The organism is Veillonella parvula (assembly GCF_040097785.1).
Lineage (GTDB): Bacteria > Bacillota > Negativicutes > Veillonellales > Veillonellaceae > Veillonella > Veillonella parvula_D.
This window is the reverse complement of record NZ_JBBNNS010000002.1, coordinates 370,278-386,301: the sequence shown is the minus strand read 5'-3', so window position 1 is coordinate 386,301 and position 16,024 is coordinate 370,278. Positions and strand designations below refer to the sequence as shown.

General features: G+C 39.5%; 15 protein-coding genes. 13 read left to right on the top strand and 2 right to left on the bottom strand.

The features are described 5' to 3' along the window. Window positions 1-151: 151 nt before the first annotated feature. Both AAA071_RS05805 and AAA071_RS05800 read right to left on the bottom strand, forming a co-directional pair. Window positions 152-1,567 (bottom strand): sensor histidine kinase, encoded by a 1,416-nt coding sequence (locus tag AAA071_RS05805; RefSeq protein ID WP_349234077.1) that lies wholly within the window; start codon window positions 1,565-1,567, stop codon window positions 152-154. Then, window positions 1,545-2,219: a response regulator transcription factor gene (locus AAA071_RS05800; RefSeq protein ID WP_004698139.1), complete on the bottom strand. Its 675-nt coding sequence runs from the start codon at window positions 2,217-2,219 to the stop codon at window positions 1,545-1,547. Before AAA071_RS05800 ends, AAA071_RS05805 begins: the two co-directional genes overlap by 23 nt. A gap of 885 nt (window positions 2,220-3,104) precedes the next feature. On the opposite strand from AAA071_RS05800, the gene AAA071_RS05795 reads away from it, so the two are divergent. The 13 genes from AAA071_RS05795 to AAA071_RS05735 all read left to right on the top strand — a co-directional run bounded on the left by AAA071_RS05795 (window position 3,105) and on the right by AAA071_RS05735 (window position 16,009). Next, window positions 3,105-4,823, top strand: a complete 1,719-nt coding sequence (locus AAA071_RS05795; protein WP_004694652.1) for an FAD-binding protein — start codon at window positions 3,105-3,107, stop codon at window positions 4,821-4,823. 1 nt (window position 4,824) lies between these two features. Further along, complete coding sequence (locus AAA071_RS05790) at window positions 4,825-5,787, top strand: succinate dehydrogenase/fumarate reductase iron-sulfur subunit (RefSeq protein WP_302131940.1); 963 nt, start codon at window positions 4,825-4,827, stop codon at window positions 5,785-5,787. After that, a complete protein-coding gene (locus tag AAA071_RS05785) occupies window positions 5,787-6,662 on the top strand; it encodes a CoB--CoM heterodisulfide reductase iron-sulfur subunit B family protein (RefSeq protein WP_008602138.1) in 876 nt (291 codons plus the stop codon). Before AAA071_RS05790 ends, AAA071_RS05785 begins: the two co-directional genes overlap by 1 nt. Window positions 6,663-7,122: 460 nt before the next feature. Next, the gene (locus AAA071_RS05780) at window positions 7,123-7,869 is read left to right on the top strand and encodes a BUD32 family EKC/KEOPS complex subunit (protein ID WP_174892379.1); all 747 of its coding nucleotides are present in this window, start codon (window positions 7,123-7,125) and stop codon (window positions 7,867-7,869) included. Between the two features lie 225 nt (window positions 7,870-8,094). Next, on the top strand, window positions 8,095-8,301 hold the full coding sequence (locus AAA071_RS05775) for a DUF1659 domain-containing protein (RefSeq protein ID WP_009352393.1): 207 nt from the start codon (window positions 8,095-8,097) through the stop codon (window positions 8,299-8,301). A 223-nt stretch (window positions 8,302-8,524) separates the two neighbouring features. Continuing rightward, entirely contained in the window at window positions 8,525-8,746 is a 222-nt protein-coding gene (locus AAA071_RS05770; RefSeq protein WP_174892378.1) for a DUF2922 domain-containing protein, read from the top strand. Between the two features lie 311 nt (window positions 8,747-9,057). Continuing rightward, window positions 9,058-9,669, top strand: coding sequence for a MotA/TolQ/ExbB proton channel family protein (locus AAA071_RS05765; protein ID WP_008602145.1), 612 nt, complete (start codon window positions 9,058-9,060; stop codon window positions 9,667-9,669). Continuing rightward, window positions 9,666-10,070, top strand: a complete 405-nt coding sequence (locus AAA071_RS05760; RefSeq protein WP_008602147.1) for an ExbD/TolR family protein — start codon at window positions 9,666-9,668, stop codon at window positions 10,068-10,070. Before AAA071_RS05765 ends, AAA071_RS05760 begins: the two co-directional genes overlap by 4 nt. Window positions 10,071-10,078: 8 nt before the next feature. After that, window positions 10,079-10,882: a cell envelope integrity protein TolA gene (gene tolA / locus AAA071_RS05755; protein ID WP_008602148.1), complete on the top strand. Its 804-nt coding sequence runs from the start codon at window positions 10,079-10,081 to the stop codon at window positions 10,880-10,882. Window positions 10,883-11,048: 166 nt separating this feature from the next. Then, window positions 11,049-13,112: a TonB-dependent receptor plug domain-containing protein gene (locus tag AAA071_RS05750; RefSeq protein ID WP_349234076.1), complete on the top strand. Its 2,064-nt coding sequence runs from the start codon at window positions 11,049-11,051 to the stop codon at window positions 13,110-13,112. Window positions 13,113-13,255: 143 nt separating this feature from the next. Further along, entirely contained in the window at window positions 13,256-14,239 is a 984-nt protein-coding gene (locus AAA071_RS05745) for an ABC transporter substrate-binding protein (RefSeq protein ID WP_316069023.1), read from the top strand. Continuing rightward, a complete protein-coding gene (locus AAA071_RS05740; protein ID WP_278618269.1) occupies window positions 14,223-15,224 on the top strand; it encodes a FecCD family ABC transporter permease in 1,002 nt (333 codons plus the stop codon). Before AAA071_RS05745 ends, AAA071_RS05740 begins: the two co-directional genes overlap by 17 nt. Beyond that, complete coding sequence (locus tag AAA071_RS05735) at window positions 15,221-16,009, top strand: ABC transporter ATP-binding protein (RefSeq protein WP_349234075.1); 789 nt, start codon at window positions 15,221-15,223, stop codon at window positions 16,007-16,009. The genes AAA071_RS05740 and AAA071_RS05735 overlap by 4 nt, the downstream gene beginning before the upstream one ends. Window positions 16,010-16,024 lie beyond the last annotated feature (15 nt).

Here is a 16,024-nt window from a genome sequence, read left to right as displayed (position 1 = left end):
TAAGTTGCTTTAAAATTAAATACACAAAAACTAGCATATAGAAGGAGCTTCTATATGCTAGTTTTTTATGGTTTAATTAATTCTACATTATGGGCTTTTGGATTAAAATTGATATAGAAACGGGACTGACCATTGGTCAGTCCCGTTTATGTTATTCTTCCCTTGTATTGTACGGCAATCGCACGGTAAATGTAGTTTTTACTTGTGGTTCACTCGTGGCCGTTACTGTACCATGGTGTAAGTTAATAACTTTATTTACAAAGTAGAGGCCTAGGCCGATACCGTGATTAGATTTTTTGTTTCGCGATTGTTCCGTCTGATACATACGATCCCAAATATGATCTAGAGCTTCAGGTTCGATGCCAATACCATTATCTGTTACGGTAATGACTAAGTCTCTGCCTACTAGTTTAGCCGAAATATCAATAGTAGAGTTTGTAAACTTAATGGCATTGTCCACTAGGTTTGTGATAGCTCGACGTAATGATACTTCGTGAGCATTCATATGTAAATTAGGCTCAATATGAGATGTAATCGTAATCTGTTTATCTGTATTTTCTGTACAGAGTCTTGTATAGTCGTGGACCATATTGGATAACATCAATGATACATTGACAGGTGCAAAGCTTAGACCTTGTGCATTTTCAAGGCGGGCTACATCAAGCAGTTGGCTTACGAGGTTAGTCATGAACTTAGCTTGCTCTAAGATATGTGTTAAACCTTCCCGTAGATCTGCTTCTGTACGACCGTATTTTAGAGCAAATTCACTTTCTGCTTTAATAACGGCAATTGGTGTACGTAGCTCGTGAGATACGTCAGAACTAAACTGTCTTTCACGATTGGAAGAATCCTCAAGACCTGAAATCATACGGTTAAATGTTGTAGTTAGTTCGTAGATTTCATCTCTCGCTGTGCGAGCAGGAATGTCGATACGACGGCTCAAGTCGTTGTTCTTACCGATGACTTTAGCTGTTTTTGTTAAAGTTCGGACCGGTTTAAGTCCTTTTTTGATGAAAAGATAACCGCCTAGGGAGGAAATTAGTAAGAAAATGATATTCCCTAATAGTAAGCTGTATAAAAGGTTTTCCGTCTTTTTAGAGGCTGTTTTTACTTTTGTAACAGCACGCAAAATACCACGATAGTTCGGTTCGTTGACCGGAGTATCGTAGTAGTAGAAGGTATCATCACCAGCAGCAATTTCACCAACTTGGCCTAAGGAAAGGATTGTTTGGTTTGGAAACCCATCTGGCAAGGCGCCTTTAATAATATAGCCGTCTTGAGTTGATACAAAGAAGAATGTATTATCTTGGTACGGTTTAAACTTGCGAATATCCGTAGCCATAATCATCGCTTGTTGTTGTAAGCGTTCGCGCACTTTTTTGTTATCGGATTCATGTGTATATGCGTAAATCCATGCGGATGCAACCATCAAAATGATAAGCAAAAAGATGGTATACCAAGACATAATTTTAAAGGTTAGGGGCAGCCGATTAAATAAATCGGTGGCTGCCCCAGACATGGTATCTAGATCTCGGTGAGGATCATTAGTTTTCTGTTTTGAGGACATACCCTACTCCACGAACCGTTTGAATGAGTTTTACATTCTCATCAGTATCAATTTTCTTGCGCAAATCTTTAATGTATACGTCGATAAGGTTAGAGTAGCTTTCATAATCGTATTCCCAAACATGGTCAAGGATTTGTTGACGAGATAATACGATATTTTCGTTACTTGCTAAATAGAATAATAGGTCGAATTCTTTTGCAGTCAATGTAATTGTTTCGCCGTCGCGTTTAACAGTACGTTGAGGAACATTGATGGTAAGTGGACCTACATGGATATCGTTTTGTGCATGACGCGCATTACGACGAGCCAATGCATAAATACGAGCGGTTAACTCTTCAAGATCGAAAGGCTTTACAAGATAATCATCTGCACCAGTGTTAAGGCCTGTAACTTTATCTTGTAAGGAATCCTTTGCTGTTAAAAGCAATACAGGTGTTGTATTACCGTCGTTACGCATTTGTGCAAGAGCACTGATACCATCGAGGATTGGCATCATAATATCCATTACGATAACGTCATAGCTAGATGTGTTAACGTAATCGATCGCTTGTTGCCCATTGAAGCATGTATCAACTGTCATATTTTCTGCACGTAAATATTTAGCCGTGATACCATTCAGCATTTCTTCGTCTTCTACAAGTAAAATTTTCATTCTCTGTTCTCCTTATGTATGATTTAAAAATATAGCTCTCCAACTACATTAATTATAGTCATTATATATATATAAACTTTCTTTTTTTGAAAGCCACAACACCATATAAGGTGACTATATATATAATATTATATAACTTATTTATCTATTATCATACCTTATACAATAGTAATGAGCAAAAGATGAATGTACATGCGAGTTTACAAGACTTTTCTTCATCTTTGAAAGCCTTAAAAATGGTGAAAGACTGAAACTTAATGAATTCTGCTAATGAATAAAATCTAACTATATCGAAGATTGCCGTATGCGCATAGATGAGGGTGATTTTATCGATTTTAGATGATGTGCGATAAATCACTAAAAAAACTTATGATAATTATTATCACAGAAATAAATGCTTGTTATGAACGGAGAAATACGATAATTTTCGATGATTAAATTCGAGGTAAATTTAGTAGGAATTTAATGGATATTAATTATTAGGAATGGTTAGCAATAATTAAAAAGCTAGTGTTTATGCGAATTCTATAGATACCAAAGGAAATAAAAACATAGAAAAATTTCGGAACCGAACTACTTTCGTAAAATCCTTAACTTCTTGTAAAAATTATTCATATAGGTAATTTTTTGACTCCTCTTTTTACCTTAAAAATGCTAAGTGAAATAAATTATCAATTAGATTAATCAAAATTAATTATGCATAATAGGGTTTAGACATGACCTGAAATGCTCTCTATAATTATAGGTAAAGAAATAAGAAAAATCGCATAAGTATGGGGTTTTTCTTGAAAGAAAAATGATTAGGTTATCAAAAATTTTTATAAGTTTTTGAAATGAGATAGTCTAACAGGTTTCTTATTAATAGGTAGTTATGAGGAGGTCATTATGGAACAGTTTGATGTTCTAGTAGTAGGTAGCGGTGGCGCCGGCATGCGTGCGGCTCTTGAAGTAGGTCGTCGCAAAGGCTTAAAAGTAGCTCTTATTACTAAAATTTTCCCAACTCGCTCTGCAACAGCAATGGCGCAAGGCGGTGTAAATGCATGTTTGAACAACGTTGCAGCTGAAGATACAGTTGAAACTCATACTTTCGATACTGTAAAAGGTTCTGACTATCTTGGCGACCAAGATGCAATCGAATTCTTCTGCTCTCGTTGTCCAGAAGGCGTACTTGAAATGGACCACATGGGTGCTCCATTCTCCCGTACTGAAGAGAATAAAATTGCGCAACGTAACTTCGGTGGTCAATCCTATCCACGTACTTGCTACTCTGCGGATAAAACTGGTCACGTTATTTTGCACACAACTTACGAACAATGCTTGAAAGAAGGCGTACACTTCTTACAAGAATGGTATCTTTTAGATCTTGTTAAATCTGCAGAAGGTCACGTTGGTGGCGCTGTTGTGTGGAACATGAAAGAAGGTCGCGTAGAACAAATTAAAGCGAAAGCTATTATCTTGTCTACTGGTGGTGCAGGCCGTATCTTCTGGACTCGTACTACAAACCCATTCCTTTCCACAGGCGATGGTATGGCAGCAGCATTCCGCGCTGGTAACGGCTTGAAAGATATGGAAATGATCCAATTCCATCCAACTGGTCTTGGTCGTACTGGTATCTTGATGTCCGAAGCGGTTCGTGGTGAAGGTGGTTACCTTCTTAACGCTGAAGGCGAACGTTTCATGAAAAAATATGCGCCTAACAAAATGGAATTGGCATCTCGTGACGTTGTAGCGAAAGCGATCGAAGATGAAATCGCTGCAGGTCGTGGTTTCGGTTCTGGCCTTAACGCATATGTAGTAGCTGACCTTCGTCACTTGGGCCCTGAAGTTATTATCGAAAAACTTCATGGTATCCGCGACTTAGCTATGTGCTTCGAACATTGCGATCCATTGACTCAACCGGTACCTATTCGTCCTACATGTCACTATACAATGGGCGGTATCGACGTAGTGGATTACAAAACTTGTGCATGTGAATTGCCTGGTTTGTTCGCTTCTGGCGAAGCATCTTGTATCTCCATCCACGGTGCGAACCGCTTGGGTGGTAACTCCTTGGCAGACGGTGTAGTATTCGGTAAAGTATCCGGTGCTGGCGCAGCTGATTATGCTGAAACACATGAACAACCTAACGTAGATGCGGAACTTGCTGCAGCTGCAAAAGCTTGGGAAGCTCGTTTCACAGAAGTAACATCCCGTGAAGGCGGTCGTCCGGTTGTAGAAATCCGCGATGCATTGGCTGATGCAATGTGGAATAAAGTAGGTATCTTCCGTAATGAAGAAGGTATTACTGAAGCCTTAAAAGAAATCGAACAATTGATTGAAGATTATAAAACTTGCTATGTAGGTGACCCTGAACGTACTTACAACATGGCATTCGTAAACTATTGTGAAATCGGCTCCATGTTAACAGTAGCAAAAGCTATTGCTATGGGCGCTTTACACCGCCGTGAATCTCGTGGTGCTCATATTCGTGAAGACCATCCTAAACGTAATGATGAAAAATACTTAAAACATTCTTTGATCAAATTAGGTGCTGACGGTCAATACGAATTAACAGAACGCGACGTAGTGTTCACTAAATACGAACCACAAGAAAGGAAGTACTAAGATGAGACAAATCACCTACCATATTCACCGTTACCAACAAGGTCGCGCGTTTGTACAGACTTTCAAATTTGATTACGAACCTGACCGTACAATCCTCTGGGGCCTTCAAAAAATTAAAGATACACAGGATCCAACATTGACATTCTTGGCAGCTTGCCGTTCCGCAGTTTGCGGCGCTTGCTCCATTCGTGTAAACGGCGAAGCGATGCTCGGCTGTGAATCTAAAATCGATGAATTAACAGAACGTTATGGCACAGACGAATTGACAATCGCTCCAATCGGCAACTTCCGTGTTATCCGTGACTTAGTTGTTGATTGGGAAGCCAAAGTTGATCGTTTGAAAACAGTTGCTCCTTGGATTTTCCTTAAAGCTGAATTCAACGAAGGGGACAAAATCGTTCGCCAAACTCCAGCTGACTTCAAAAAATTCGTTGCTGGTACAGAATGTATTCTTTGCGGTTGCTGCGCATCTGAATGTAACAAATTGACTGCACGTCAAGATGACTTCTTAGAACCATATGTATTCACAAAAGCTAACCGTTTCGTATTGGATAGCCGTGATGATGCACCTATGGCTCACATTCAACCTGCATTCGACAATGGCCTTTGGAAATGCGTTCACTGCATGAACTGTATCTCCCGTTGCCCTAAACACTTAAAACCTGCTCAAGATATTTCCAACTTGCGTAAAGAAGCTACAAAAGCTGGTCTTACTAACAGCAAAGGCGTTCGCCATGCAGTTGCTTTCAAAGAGGACCTTTACAAAACTGGTCGCTTGAAAGAAGTTTCTATGAGCTTGAAATCTGATGGTGTTGTAGATTCCGCTAAACAAGCATTCTATGCATTGCGTTTGTGGAAACACAGCAAAATCAATCCATTCGAACTTGTAGTACCTCAAAAACCTGTAAACGGTATTGATGGTGTTCGCAGACTTATGAAAGCAGCTGAGGAGGTAAGCAAATAATGAAATACGCATTTTTCCCAGGTTGCGTTCTTGAAAGCGCTGCCAAAGAAGACTACTTAGCAACAGTTGCTGTAGCTAAAAAATTAGGCATCGAGTTGGAAGAACTTGACGGTTGGACTTGCTGCGGCGCGTCCCACGTTCAAGACATCGCTCCAGAAATTACACTTGCTACAAATGCTCGTAATATTGCATTGGCAGAAGAAAAAGGTTTGAACCTTTTAACTGTATGTAACACTTGTACTTTGATGCTTCGTGAAGCTAAAAATGAATTAGACAATAACGAAAAAGAAAAGAACGAAGTTAACAAAAAATTAGCTCAAATCGGTAAACAATACCGCGGTACAACTGATATTACTCATTTCTTATGGGTATTGATCCGCGATTACGGTTTGGATAAATTGAAAGCTAAAGTTGTTAAACCTTTAACTGGTTTACGTGTAGCTGAATACTATGGTTGCCATATTCTTCGTCCTCAAACTGAATTGGGCTTCGAAGATTATCAAATGCCTACATCCTTAGCAGATTTGATCTCCGCTATCGGTGCTACACCAATTGACTTCTCCCGTAAACTTGACTGCTGCGGTTTCCATGCAGTATACCCTGCACATGATTCCGTAATGCAAATGACTGGCTCTATCAATAAAGATGCGGCTACAGAAGGCGCAGATTGCGTAGTTACTCCTTGCCCACTTTGCCAAATGCAACTTGATATGTTCCAAAAAGAAGCTAAAGAAGTTGTAGGCGGAGGCAAAGATATGCCAATCTTACACATGTCCCAATTAGTAGGTCTTGCTCTTGGCATTTCCCCTGCTGAAATGGGTATGCCTAAACGTCACTTAACTGATACTGCGGCAGTGACAAAATTTGTAGGTTAATTCGTTTGATTTAGACATGATCAGAGTTGGTCTATATAGTAGTCTGAATCTAAACCTATTATCATAATTACCAGAAGAACCCCCTAGCTTAGGCTAGGGGGTTTTTCTTTTCTATAAATAGATTTTTAGTAATGTTAATGGTAATAGGTTTGGATTTAATTGTACTGAATTATAAATCGTGAAATATATATAAATCGATAAATGTAAAATAAATACAGTAAAATACTAACTTTATAAATAAATTTGATTTTGATATCGATTGATAATTGTAGTATAATAAGTACACAAATTGTATACACTTATATGAGTAATAGCTAATATGTTGTAATTCATAAATTATTATAATGCTATATATACTAGATTATACAATATAAATTTGGGAGATATTATATTGGAAATGCTAGTTATTATGCTTTGAGAGGGCGATTAGCATTATAGAGTGTATATACGGGGGGAAATAATGAATGATATGCTATTAGAATATATCGATCGAATGATTGATCAAGAGACAGAACATCGTGTTTTTTCTGTGGATTTTAACAACAAACAGTACTTTGTAAAACAGGATATAAGTAACCATCGCTCTAGTTGGATTAAGCCCGCACCTAGAGCTTCTTTTGATTATGAGTTTTACAAGATTTCTTTTGTGAATACGCAATTGCCAGTAGCTCCTGTTATTGCTGGTTTTAGAGAACATTATTTTGTTACAGAAGCTTGTGGTAAAACGTTAACATATTATAGCCAATTGCCCGATCAACATCCAGAGGATGATAGTTTGCAGGATATGTTAAGTCATATTTTTTATATGTTTGGCAAGACATTAGGTCAGTTGCATGATTATGGCTTGAGTCATGGCCGTCCTGCTATGCGCGACATTACCTATGAGCCTGAACTAGATAAGATCACATTGCTCGATTGGGAGAATAGCCGTCGTTGGCCTGAGTTAACACCGCAAGGCTGGGATTTACTCGTCTTCGTTCACAGCTTCCTTCGGGAGGATAATTTATCCATTTCGTATCTATATGCTATGATGAATGGCTATAGCTCAGCCTGTACAGCCCGTGAGACAGTGCTACATATAAAAGACATTTTGAGTAAACATGAATATCTTTTTAAATTCTGTCGTATGTTAAACCCTCTACATTTTGTGGACACTGAAGCCGCTGTTAAAGCATATGACTTTATATTGGCTTTGAAAACCGAATAATATGGATTTGAATAGTACTCGTAGTAAGAGCGCTTTATAGACCTTTACTGGCGCTATCTAGAATATTAAGTTTCTAGATAACACTTGGTAGAGGTCTTTTTCTATTTCAATTCATCATATTACAAGTAGAGTTCAGCTACTTTCACCATAAGTACCTTAAATAACGGCAAAGGGGTTGTCGAATGAGGACCTCAGGAATATAAGAGGGTGAAAGGAGGTGATACGATGGCTAACATTAAACGCACTAAATTGGTGTTGCGTTTTAACATCGGTACCGAAGATGCGCCGAAGTACAAAGACGTAACCTATACTCGTGTTGCAGAAGAAGCGTCTGACGATAATGTGAAAACCGTTGGTAATGCGCTGGCAGCCTTGTATGACCACAGCTTGTCCGACGTGGTCCGCGTCAATGAAGTATCCTTAGGGCATTAAGGGTAGAGTTTCTACTCATTCTTGTTTTAGGTGATCCAAACACATTGTTAATTGCTGATTTCATACAGCCTCACATAGTCGTAAAGAGGTGTAGAAATAGCAAGTCCACACATTCCCATCCTTATTGATATGAATCGAAGATACGTATATTTGTAATCTAACATGTTTACAGCCTATCTAGATTCGATGAACTTGTTTATGAAACGTGAAAGGAGGCGCCCACATGGCGGAGAAACGCGTTGTATATCTTACATTTTCTACGGTCGGTGGTAAAAGCACATCAATCACAATTAGTGCTCCTCGTGCTGGAATTACTTTACAAGATGCTAAAACAGCGGCTAATGCGTTAGTGGCTAATAAAGTAATTCTTGGTTCTGGTGATGCAGAATTAGCAGCATTTACTACAGCTCGTGAAGTAAAGACACAAACTACTGAATTGCAATAGTACTGCTTCTATGATGTAGTCTAGAAAGGTACAAATATAATCTAAAGGTAGTATAAAAGCGATCATGGAGAAATCCTGGTCGCTTTTTTGCGTATTAATTGAGATATAAATTCAAAATTATTTCAGATTCACAGATTATAATGCTCTTAAAGTGCTTGTTATACATATAAGATTGGAAAATGTAGTATGATATGATAGACTTATTAAGTGATTTTATTTATCAATTTACAATAGGATAGTCTATTTATAATCAGTTTGTTAGTGTAGGAAATTAGTATATAGAATTAAGCTACTTATAAAGGAGGTTTACGATGAAAGAGGCGTGGGAATTATTCTTACATGGTGGATTTGTTATGTGGCCGCTACTAGTGGCACTTATCATAACCGTAGCTATAGCGATAGAACGTATAGCTTATTATCGACAATTGAAGCGGGAAATGTTTGCTCTGAATGATGCATTAGAAGAGAGCGAAATAAACTGGCAATCCTTATTAACTAGCTTAGAATCTAAATATACAGCTAATATTTCGTATAATCTAACTCGCGTGCTTGGACAGTGTCATGATCGCAATGTATTGCAATCCAAAATGGAAGATATGGTGGCCCATGTTTATACACACGCTTCACGTGGCCTTGATTGGCTCTCTACTATTGTTACGATAGCACCATTATTAGGCTTGCTTGGTACTGTAACGGGTATGATTGGTGCCTTTCAGGTGTTCGGTGCTGACGGTGCGGTACCTACTGCTATTACCGGTGGTGTGGGGGAAGCCCTTGTTGCAACTGCTTCTGGTCTTTGCGTGGCTATTGTGGCATTGTGTTTTCATGCCGGGTTTACTCATCATGTACGTATGACAATATCTCGTTTAGAAGATTCATTTTCTCGTGTCTTAGATTCTTATGATCGGGGGCATGCTGCATGAAACGAATGAGCCGTATGGAGGGAGAAAAGCCTACTTTGATGATTATCCCTATGATTGATATCATCTTTTTCTTGCTCGTATTTTTTATGATTAGCACCATATATACGATTCCACAACAATCCTTGTCTATTATGCTACCAAAAACAAAAACACAACAGTCCGCAGAGTTGCGCCCGGTTTTAATTGATTTTGAAAAATCTGGGCAGCTGATGATTGATGATGGATATGTGACGAAAGAACAGCTTATTAGCTCTGTGAAAGCCAAAATTGGAGAGAATAAAAATCAAAACTTCCTTATTCGTGCCGACAAGGAGTTAAGTTATGGCAAGGTCGTGGAATTAATGGATGATATGAAATTAGCCGGCGCTGCAAGTATTAGTATTGCCACTGTTAATAAATAGGTGATGCTATGGCGAAACAATATGTAGATGTGTGGAAATATCCACATATGACCTATAAAAAAGCCTTTGTTATTGCTACCATTATAAGTATTATTACGGTTGGTGTTGCCTTTATTTCTTTTTCTGATTATATCGAATCTCAAATGACTGGATCGTTACAAATTAATTTTCTAACGGAACAGGAAGCAGAGAAACAAGTAGAGGAAATTAAAGAGCAAATTAAAGAAGAAAAAGCTCATGAGCTTCAACACTCAAAAGAATTGGAAAATAATAATGTTCAACTTGATAACGGAGGAGCCGGTCATGGAGGACAAAATGGAAACTCTGCTGTTCCTACAAAAAGTGATGTAAGTCCGTCTAGTCAACAAGCGAGTGCTGGTGAAATAGGAACGGTTAAACAATCTTCTGTTGGTAGCAATACGGGGAGTGGACTTGTCGGAGCTGAAGGTTCTGGAATCGGGTATGCATCAACAGGTAGCGGAGAAGGGCTTAGCGATCGTGAAGGTACCGGAGGTACTGAAGTTGATGTCGGTGGTGGCGGCACATTCAGTTATGATGGGTATTGGAGTAATTTACAAAGTGCAATTAATAGTAATTACCCTACAGATGCATACACTATGGGAATTCAAGGTGATGTAACACTAAGAATTTATTTTGCCCCAGGTGGCAGTGTTGCCAGTGTGGAAGTTCTTAACTCTGATGACCCTATGTTATCAGAACATGCTAGAGAATATGCTTATAGTGTGGGTGGTGCTGAAAATTCTACAGGTATACAACAATATGCAGATATCACAATTCACTATAATTTATAAGTATAATGAAAAACTAGTATCTTTATAGATACTAGTTTTTTTATATGTATATATATTACTTTGATAACATAAAATAATATTGATAGTTATTCTTAATGAATATATAATTGAGATTAGATATCGTTTTATGCTATTAGAGCCCTAATATATTTTCTGGAGGTGTGTGATGAAAAAATCATGGGCAGCACTATTGTGTGTTGTGTATCTAACATCTGCTGCAGGTGTGGTAGGTGCAGAAAATAATAGTTCTACAAGTGTAGTTAGTGTGGATGAATCTCAAAATAATGCGAGTGATGAGCAGTCGAGACGCATGAAAGATATTACGGTTACTGCTACTCGTACGGAGGCTTTAGTTCGGGATGTGCCAATTGCGACAACGATTATTTCACAAGAAGAAATTAAAAGTCGCCAATATCGTAATTTAGAGCAAGCCTTACAAAGTGTGCCAGGCGTTGCTTTCAGCACCGATGCTCACGGTGGACAAAATATTACGATGCGTGGTGCCGAATCTCGTCATACATTAATTCTTATTGATGGACGACGTGTTACGGGAGAGTTGACGAAAACAAGAGCTAATGCTATGGGCTGGCTTCGTCAAGGCATGGATAATGTGGAGCGCATCGAAATAACGCGTGGCCCGTCGAGTGCCCTTTATGGTTCCGAGGCGAACGGTGGGGTTATTAATATTATTACAAAGCAATCCAGAAAGCCAAGTGTAGAGGTTAATACTGAAATTTCCCGACGTGATGCATCGAGTGCGACAGGATATAACTTCAATGTATTGGCTCGTAGCGGACAAAAAGGGAAGTGGAACGGATCGATTGGTGCTGGAATTCGTAGGAATATAGCGGGAAATAATGATTCTGGATCGGATAATAACTATCATGGTGACCGAATACCGCTTCATTTTGACGTATCTTATCAAGCGGGAAAAAGGGATAAATTTTCCTTCTTTATAGATCGAGAAACTGAAGACTTGGATATGAATACGAAAAAGGGTAGCGCATTAACTCAATCGGTTGATAAAAATACGACTACTACAAGCACAGGTCTTCGTTGGAATGGCCGTCGCGGCCGGTCATCGCTTATGGTGCAGTCTTACTACAATCATTACAAAGACACTTATGATCAATATAAGCGCATGGGTGGCATAAAAAAACTATCCATTTGGGATGAATATTATAATAAAGAATGGATTACAGACGCACAGGTTAACACGGCAATTGATAAGAAAAATCTCTTGACGTATGGCGTTCAATTCCGCCGTCAAGAAGCGATTAGTACGCGTATTAATAATGGCTCCATAGCATGGTCAAGAACTCGAGAAGGCATTACAGATACCGCAGGTAAGGCAACCATTAATTACGGTAGTTACTTTGTGCAACATCAATGGAAACCTAGTCGTAAATGGGTAATTATTCCTGCTGTTCGCTACGATACGTCAAATGCATTTGATAGCCATTGGTCGCCTAAGATTGGTGTTACCTATAAAGCAAATGATAGTATTCGCTTTAAAATAAACTATGGTGCAGGCTACTCCACACCTGGTATGACGGAAATGTATCATCATTGGCTTATGGCATCTAATGTACCGAGAGGGCGATTAGGGGCTTTCGATATATATTTGCAAGGTAATCCTAATTTGAAACCTGAAAGCTCATATAACTTTGATTTCTCTGTAGAAAAAGATTGGAAACAGACAAGTGTTAAGGCGTCCTATTTCCACAATGTTATTAAAAATTATATTGAAAGCGGTGCTAATCGTATTGATATGGCAAATCGCCGAATTTATGTTTCGTATTCCAATTTACCTCGTGCTGTATTGCAAGGTGTAGAATTATCTGTAAATCACAAACTCAATGATAAATGGGATGTATTCGGCAACTATACATATTTGGATGCGAAAAATGACGTGACTCACGACCGTTTGTTAAACCGTGGTCGCCATGTATTCAGTGGTGGTGTTAATTATCATCAAGGCCGTTGGACTGGTGCGTTCTGGGGTAATTATTATATTAACTACCTTGATGGCATCGATGCTATCGTTGTTAACCCACGTCTCAGCATTCCGAAGAAGAAAAATATTCAAACTTGGAATGTTATGGTGACTCGTCAGTTGAATGATAATGCATCCATGTATGTAGGGGTTGAAAATATATTTGGTGAAAAACAAGATTTACGAGATATTCATGGCGCTACTTATCGCATGGGCCTTAACTTGCGTATGTAATAGTGAGATATTAATGTACGCATGAAATGCTGAGGCCTTAATGTATGAATGAAATACATGCATATGTATTGGTGTATGTAATATAGTGGCATTAATTTGAAACTATAATGTATGAGGTTTAGCTTGCATAAGTAATCTGCGAGGTGATCATTATCAATAAGCCATTATTATGTTTGTTGGGGCTTGTTGCCGTTGTGGGAACTTTCACTACGGTTATGAGCTTTGAAGGCAAGCGAGAGGTATTCAGCGAGGCAGGTGCTATTCAGATTGAAGATGATACGAAGCAAATTGTGTCATTGCCAAGTGTAGCAAGTCGTGTAGTATCTATTTCTTCGGCGGATAGTGAATTACTCATCGCTTTAGGTGTTAGCCCCGTAGGCGTAGTAAATTCAAGGGAGTTACCGGCAGAGGTGCAGACTAAAATTGCACAGTATCCGAATATGAATAGTGCTGTATCTCCAAGTATTGAACGAATTATTATGTCCGACCCGAATCTCGTTATCGGCATTGCCATGCCGTTTCAAACGGCGTTGCGCAAAACTTTTAATGCGAATCATATCCCTAGCTTTTACCATCTATCCTCCAATTATGATGACATCATGGACCATATTCGGCATGTGGGCACCATGACTGGTCATGATAGGGAGGCGGCTGCATTGGTCCAGAAATATAATGATATCCTAACAGAAATCATACAGCGCCATAAAGATGAGTCTGTACCGCGTGTCCTCATCGTTTTTGGAACACCTACGAGTTACCAACTAGCCTCCAGTAAAACATATGTGGGAGATATTTTCCAAAGATTAGGAGCAAAAAATGTGGCTGATGTATATTTGCCGCAGGATATATCGGAGAATGCTTTGGATGGATATATTCCGCTTAATCTGGAGACGATGGCCGTTCTTGATTGTGACAAGGTTATCTTGATTAATCATGGCAGTAGCGGGGAGAAAGATATAGCAGCTTTTAAAAAGGCTTTTAAGACGCCGGCATGGCAGAATGTACCTGCTGTTGCTAATGGGAATATAGAGGTCTTGCCGGGTCCGTTGTTTGCGTCGGTGCCGACCGCTCGAATGGATCAAGTGTTATTATATGCAGAAAAGGTGTTATATGGACAATCTCATTAATGTGCAGGAACGTCGTGGCTTACGCGTTTTTGTGGCTGCGCTGATTCTGTTAATAGCAGGGGTGTTGCTGAGTATGAAACTGGGCGCTGTTCCATTAACTTGGGGCGAATTATACCAAATCATAACGGGTGGCGACACATCGAAAATTGGTCAAATTATCATGACTATACGCTTACCACGTGTTGTAGTGGGCTTTTTAGCTGGCATGAATCTTGCCTTAGCCGGTGTGATTTTACAAGGTATCTTGCGAAATCCTTTGGCGGATCCCGGAATTATAGGCATTACCTCTGGCGGTGCTTTGGCGGCTATGATCATCATGATTCTCATGCCTACTTACGTTATGCTTGTTCCTATTGGCGCTTTTGTTGGTGCGTTAGTGGCATCGTTTTTGGTTTATGGGATTTCTTGGCAAGGTGGGCTCAATCCGCTGCGCCTTATCTTGGCCGGTGTGGCTGTAGCTGCTTTTTTCGGCGGATTTAATACGATTCTATCCGTATTTTATCCGGATCGTGTTCAAGGAACGGTGAGCTGGATGGCAGGTGGTTTTGTAGGGCGCAGCTGGGACGATGTAATGATGATCTGGCCTTATACGGCTATAGGAATTATTGGATCTATGATATCTATCAGATGGCTTACATTGCTTAGTTTAGGCGATGATACGGCGCGCACTTTAGGTGTGCATGTTGAAAGATGTCGATTGTCCTTACTCGTATTAGCTTCTTTATTAGCCGCATCAGCGGTGAGCGTGTCGGGAATGTTGGGTTTTGTAGGCCTTATTGTGCCTCATGTGGCGCGTCTCATCGTAGGTGTGGATTATCGTTATTTGATTCCTACGTCCATGATTTTTGGTGGCATATTAATTGTTTATGCCGATACATTGGCGCGCATGATGATTACGCCCGGTGAAATCCCTGTAGGTGTACTGATGAGCTTTTTGGGTGCTCCATTCTTCTTATATCTATTGAAAGGGGTGGGGCGAAGATGAGTGTGTTAACAGTCGATAATATAACGGTAGGCTATGGAAAACGATTGATACTGGAAAATCAATCCATCGTCTTTGATAAACCGGAAATAATATCTATCATCGGTCCGAATGGTTCAGGAAAATCAACGTTTTTGAAAGCTTTGGTCCAACTTATTAAGCTAAAACAAGGCACCATATCGCTGGATGAAAAATCTTTACATTCGTGGAATACAAAGGAATTAGCGCGCCATATAGCTTTGTTGCCGCAAATTACGACAGCCCCTGAAGGAATGTTAGTTGAGCAGTTGGTTCGATCCGGACGAAATCCGTATGTATCGATTTTTAAGGAACTATCTGATGCGGATTTAGCTGCTGTGGAGCAGGCGATGAAATGCACAGATGTATGGAAATATCGGTATCGTCACATAGGGGAACTATCCGGCGGTGAACGGCAACGCGTATGGCTTTCATTAAGTTTGGCTCAAGAACCAAATATTTTACTCCTCGATGAACCGACTACCTATCTCGACAGTCGTCATCAAATTGAATTGATGGAACTGGTTAAACGGACACAGCGGGAACGAAATATTATGGTCGTTATGGTGCTACATGATTTGAATCTAGCTTTGCGCTATAGTGACCGTATTATTGCCATCAAAGAGGGGGCTATCGTCGGTGATGGAGCTCCGCATATGATGATGACTGCAGAGAATCTAGCAAATTGGTTCGGCATTAAAGCGGATATTTTACAAAGTCCTCGCAGTGAAGAAACATGTCCTATTTGTGTACCGTATGGCCTTGCTTAAATAGAGGAACTTAAG

Coding starts and splice junctions, on each gene's coding strand:
- AAA071_RS05805 (WP_349234077.1), bottom strand. CDS start 1,567: ATGTCCTCAAAACAGAAAACTAATGATCCTCACCGAGATCTAGATACC.
- AAA071_RS05800 (WP_004698139.1), bottom strand. CDS start 2,219: ATGAAAATTTTACTTGTAGAAGACGAAGAAATGCTGAATGGTATCACG.
- AAA071_RS05795 (WP_004694652.1), top strand. CDS start 3,105: ATGGAACAGTTTGATGTTCTAGTAGTAGGTAGCGGTGGCGCCGGCATG.
- AAA071_RS05790 (WP_302131940.1), top strand. CDS start 4,825: ATGAGACAAATCACCTACCATATTCACCGTTACCAACAAGGTCGCGCG.
- AAA071_RS05785 (WP_008602138.1), top strand. CDS start 5,787: ATGAAATACGCATTTTTCCCAGGTTGCGTTCTTGAAAGCGCTGCCAAA.
- AAA071_RS05780 (WP_174892379.1), top strand. CDS start 7,123: ATGAATGATATGCTATTAGAATATATCGATCGAATGATTGATCAAGAG.
- AAA071_RS05775 (WP_009352393.1), top strand. CDS start 8,095: ATGGCTAACATTAAACGCACTAAATTGGTGTTGCGTTTTAACATCGGT.
- AAA071_RS05770 (WP_174892378.1), top strand. CDS start 8,525: ATGGCGGAGAAACGCGTTGTATATCTTACATTTTCTACGGTCGGTGGT.
- AAA071_RS05765 (WP_008602145.1), top strand. CDS start 9,058: ATGAAAGAGGCGTGGGAATTATTCTTACATGGTGGATTTGTTATGTGG.
- AAA071_RS05760 (WP_008602147.1), top strand. CDS start 9,666: ATGAAACGAATGAGCCGTATGGAGGGAGAAAAGCCTACTTTGATGATT.
- tolA (WP_008602148.1), top strand. CDS start 10,079: ATGGCGAAACAATATGTAGATGTGTGGAAATATCCACATATGACCTAT.
- AAA071_RS05750 (WP_349234076.1), top strand. CDS start 11,049: ATGAAAAAATCATGGGCAGCACTATTGTGTGTTGTGTATCTAACATCT.
- AAA071_RS05740 (WP_278618269.1), top strand. CDS start 14,223: ATGGACAATCTCATTAATGTGCAGGAACGTCGTGGCTTACGCGTTTTT.
- AAA071_RS05735 (WP_349234075.1), top strand. CDS start 15,221: ATGAGTGTGTTAACAGTCGATAATATAACGGTAGGCTATGGAAAACGA.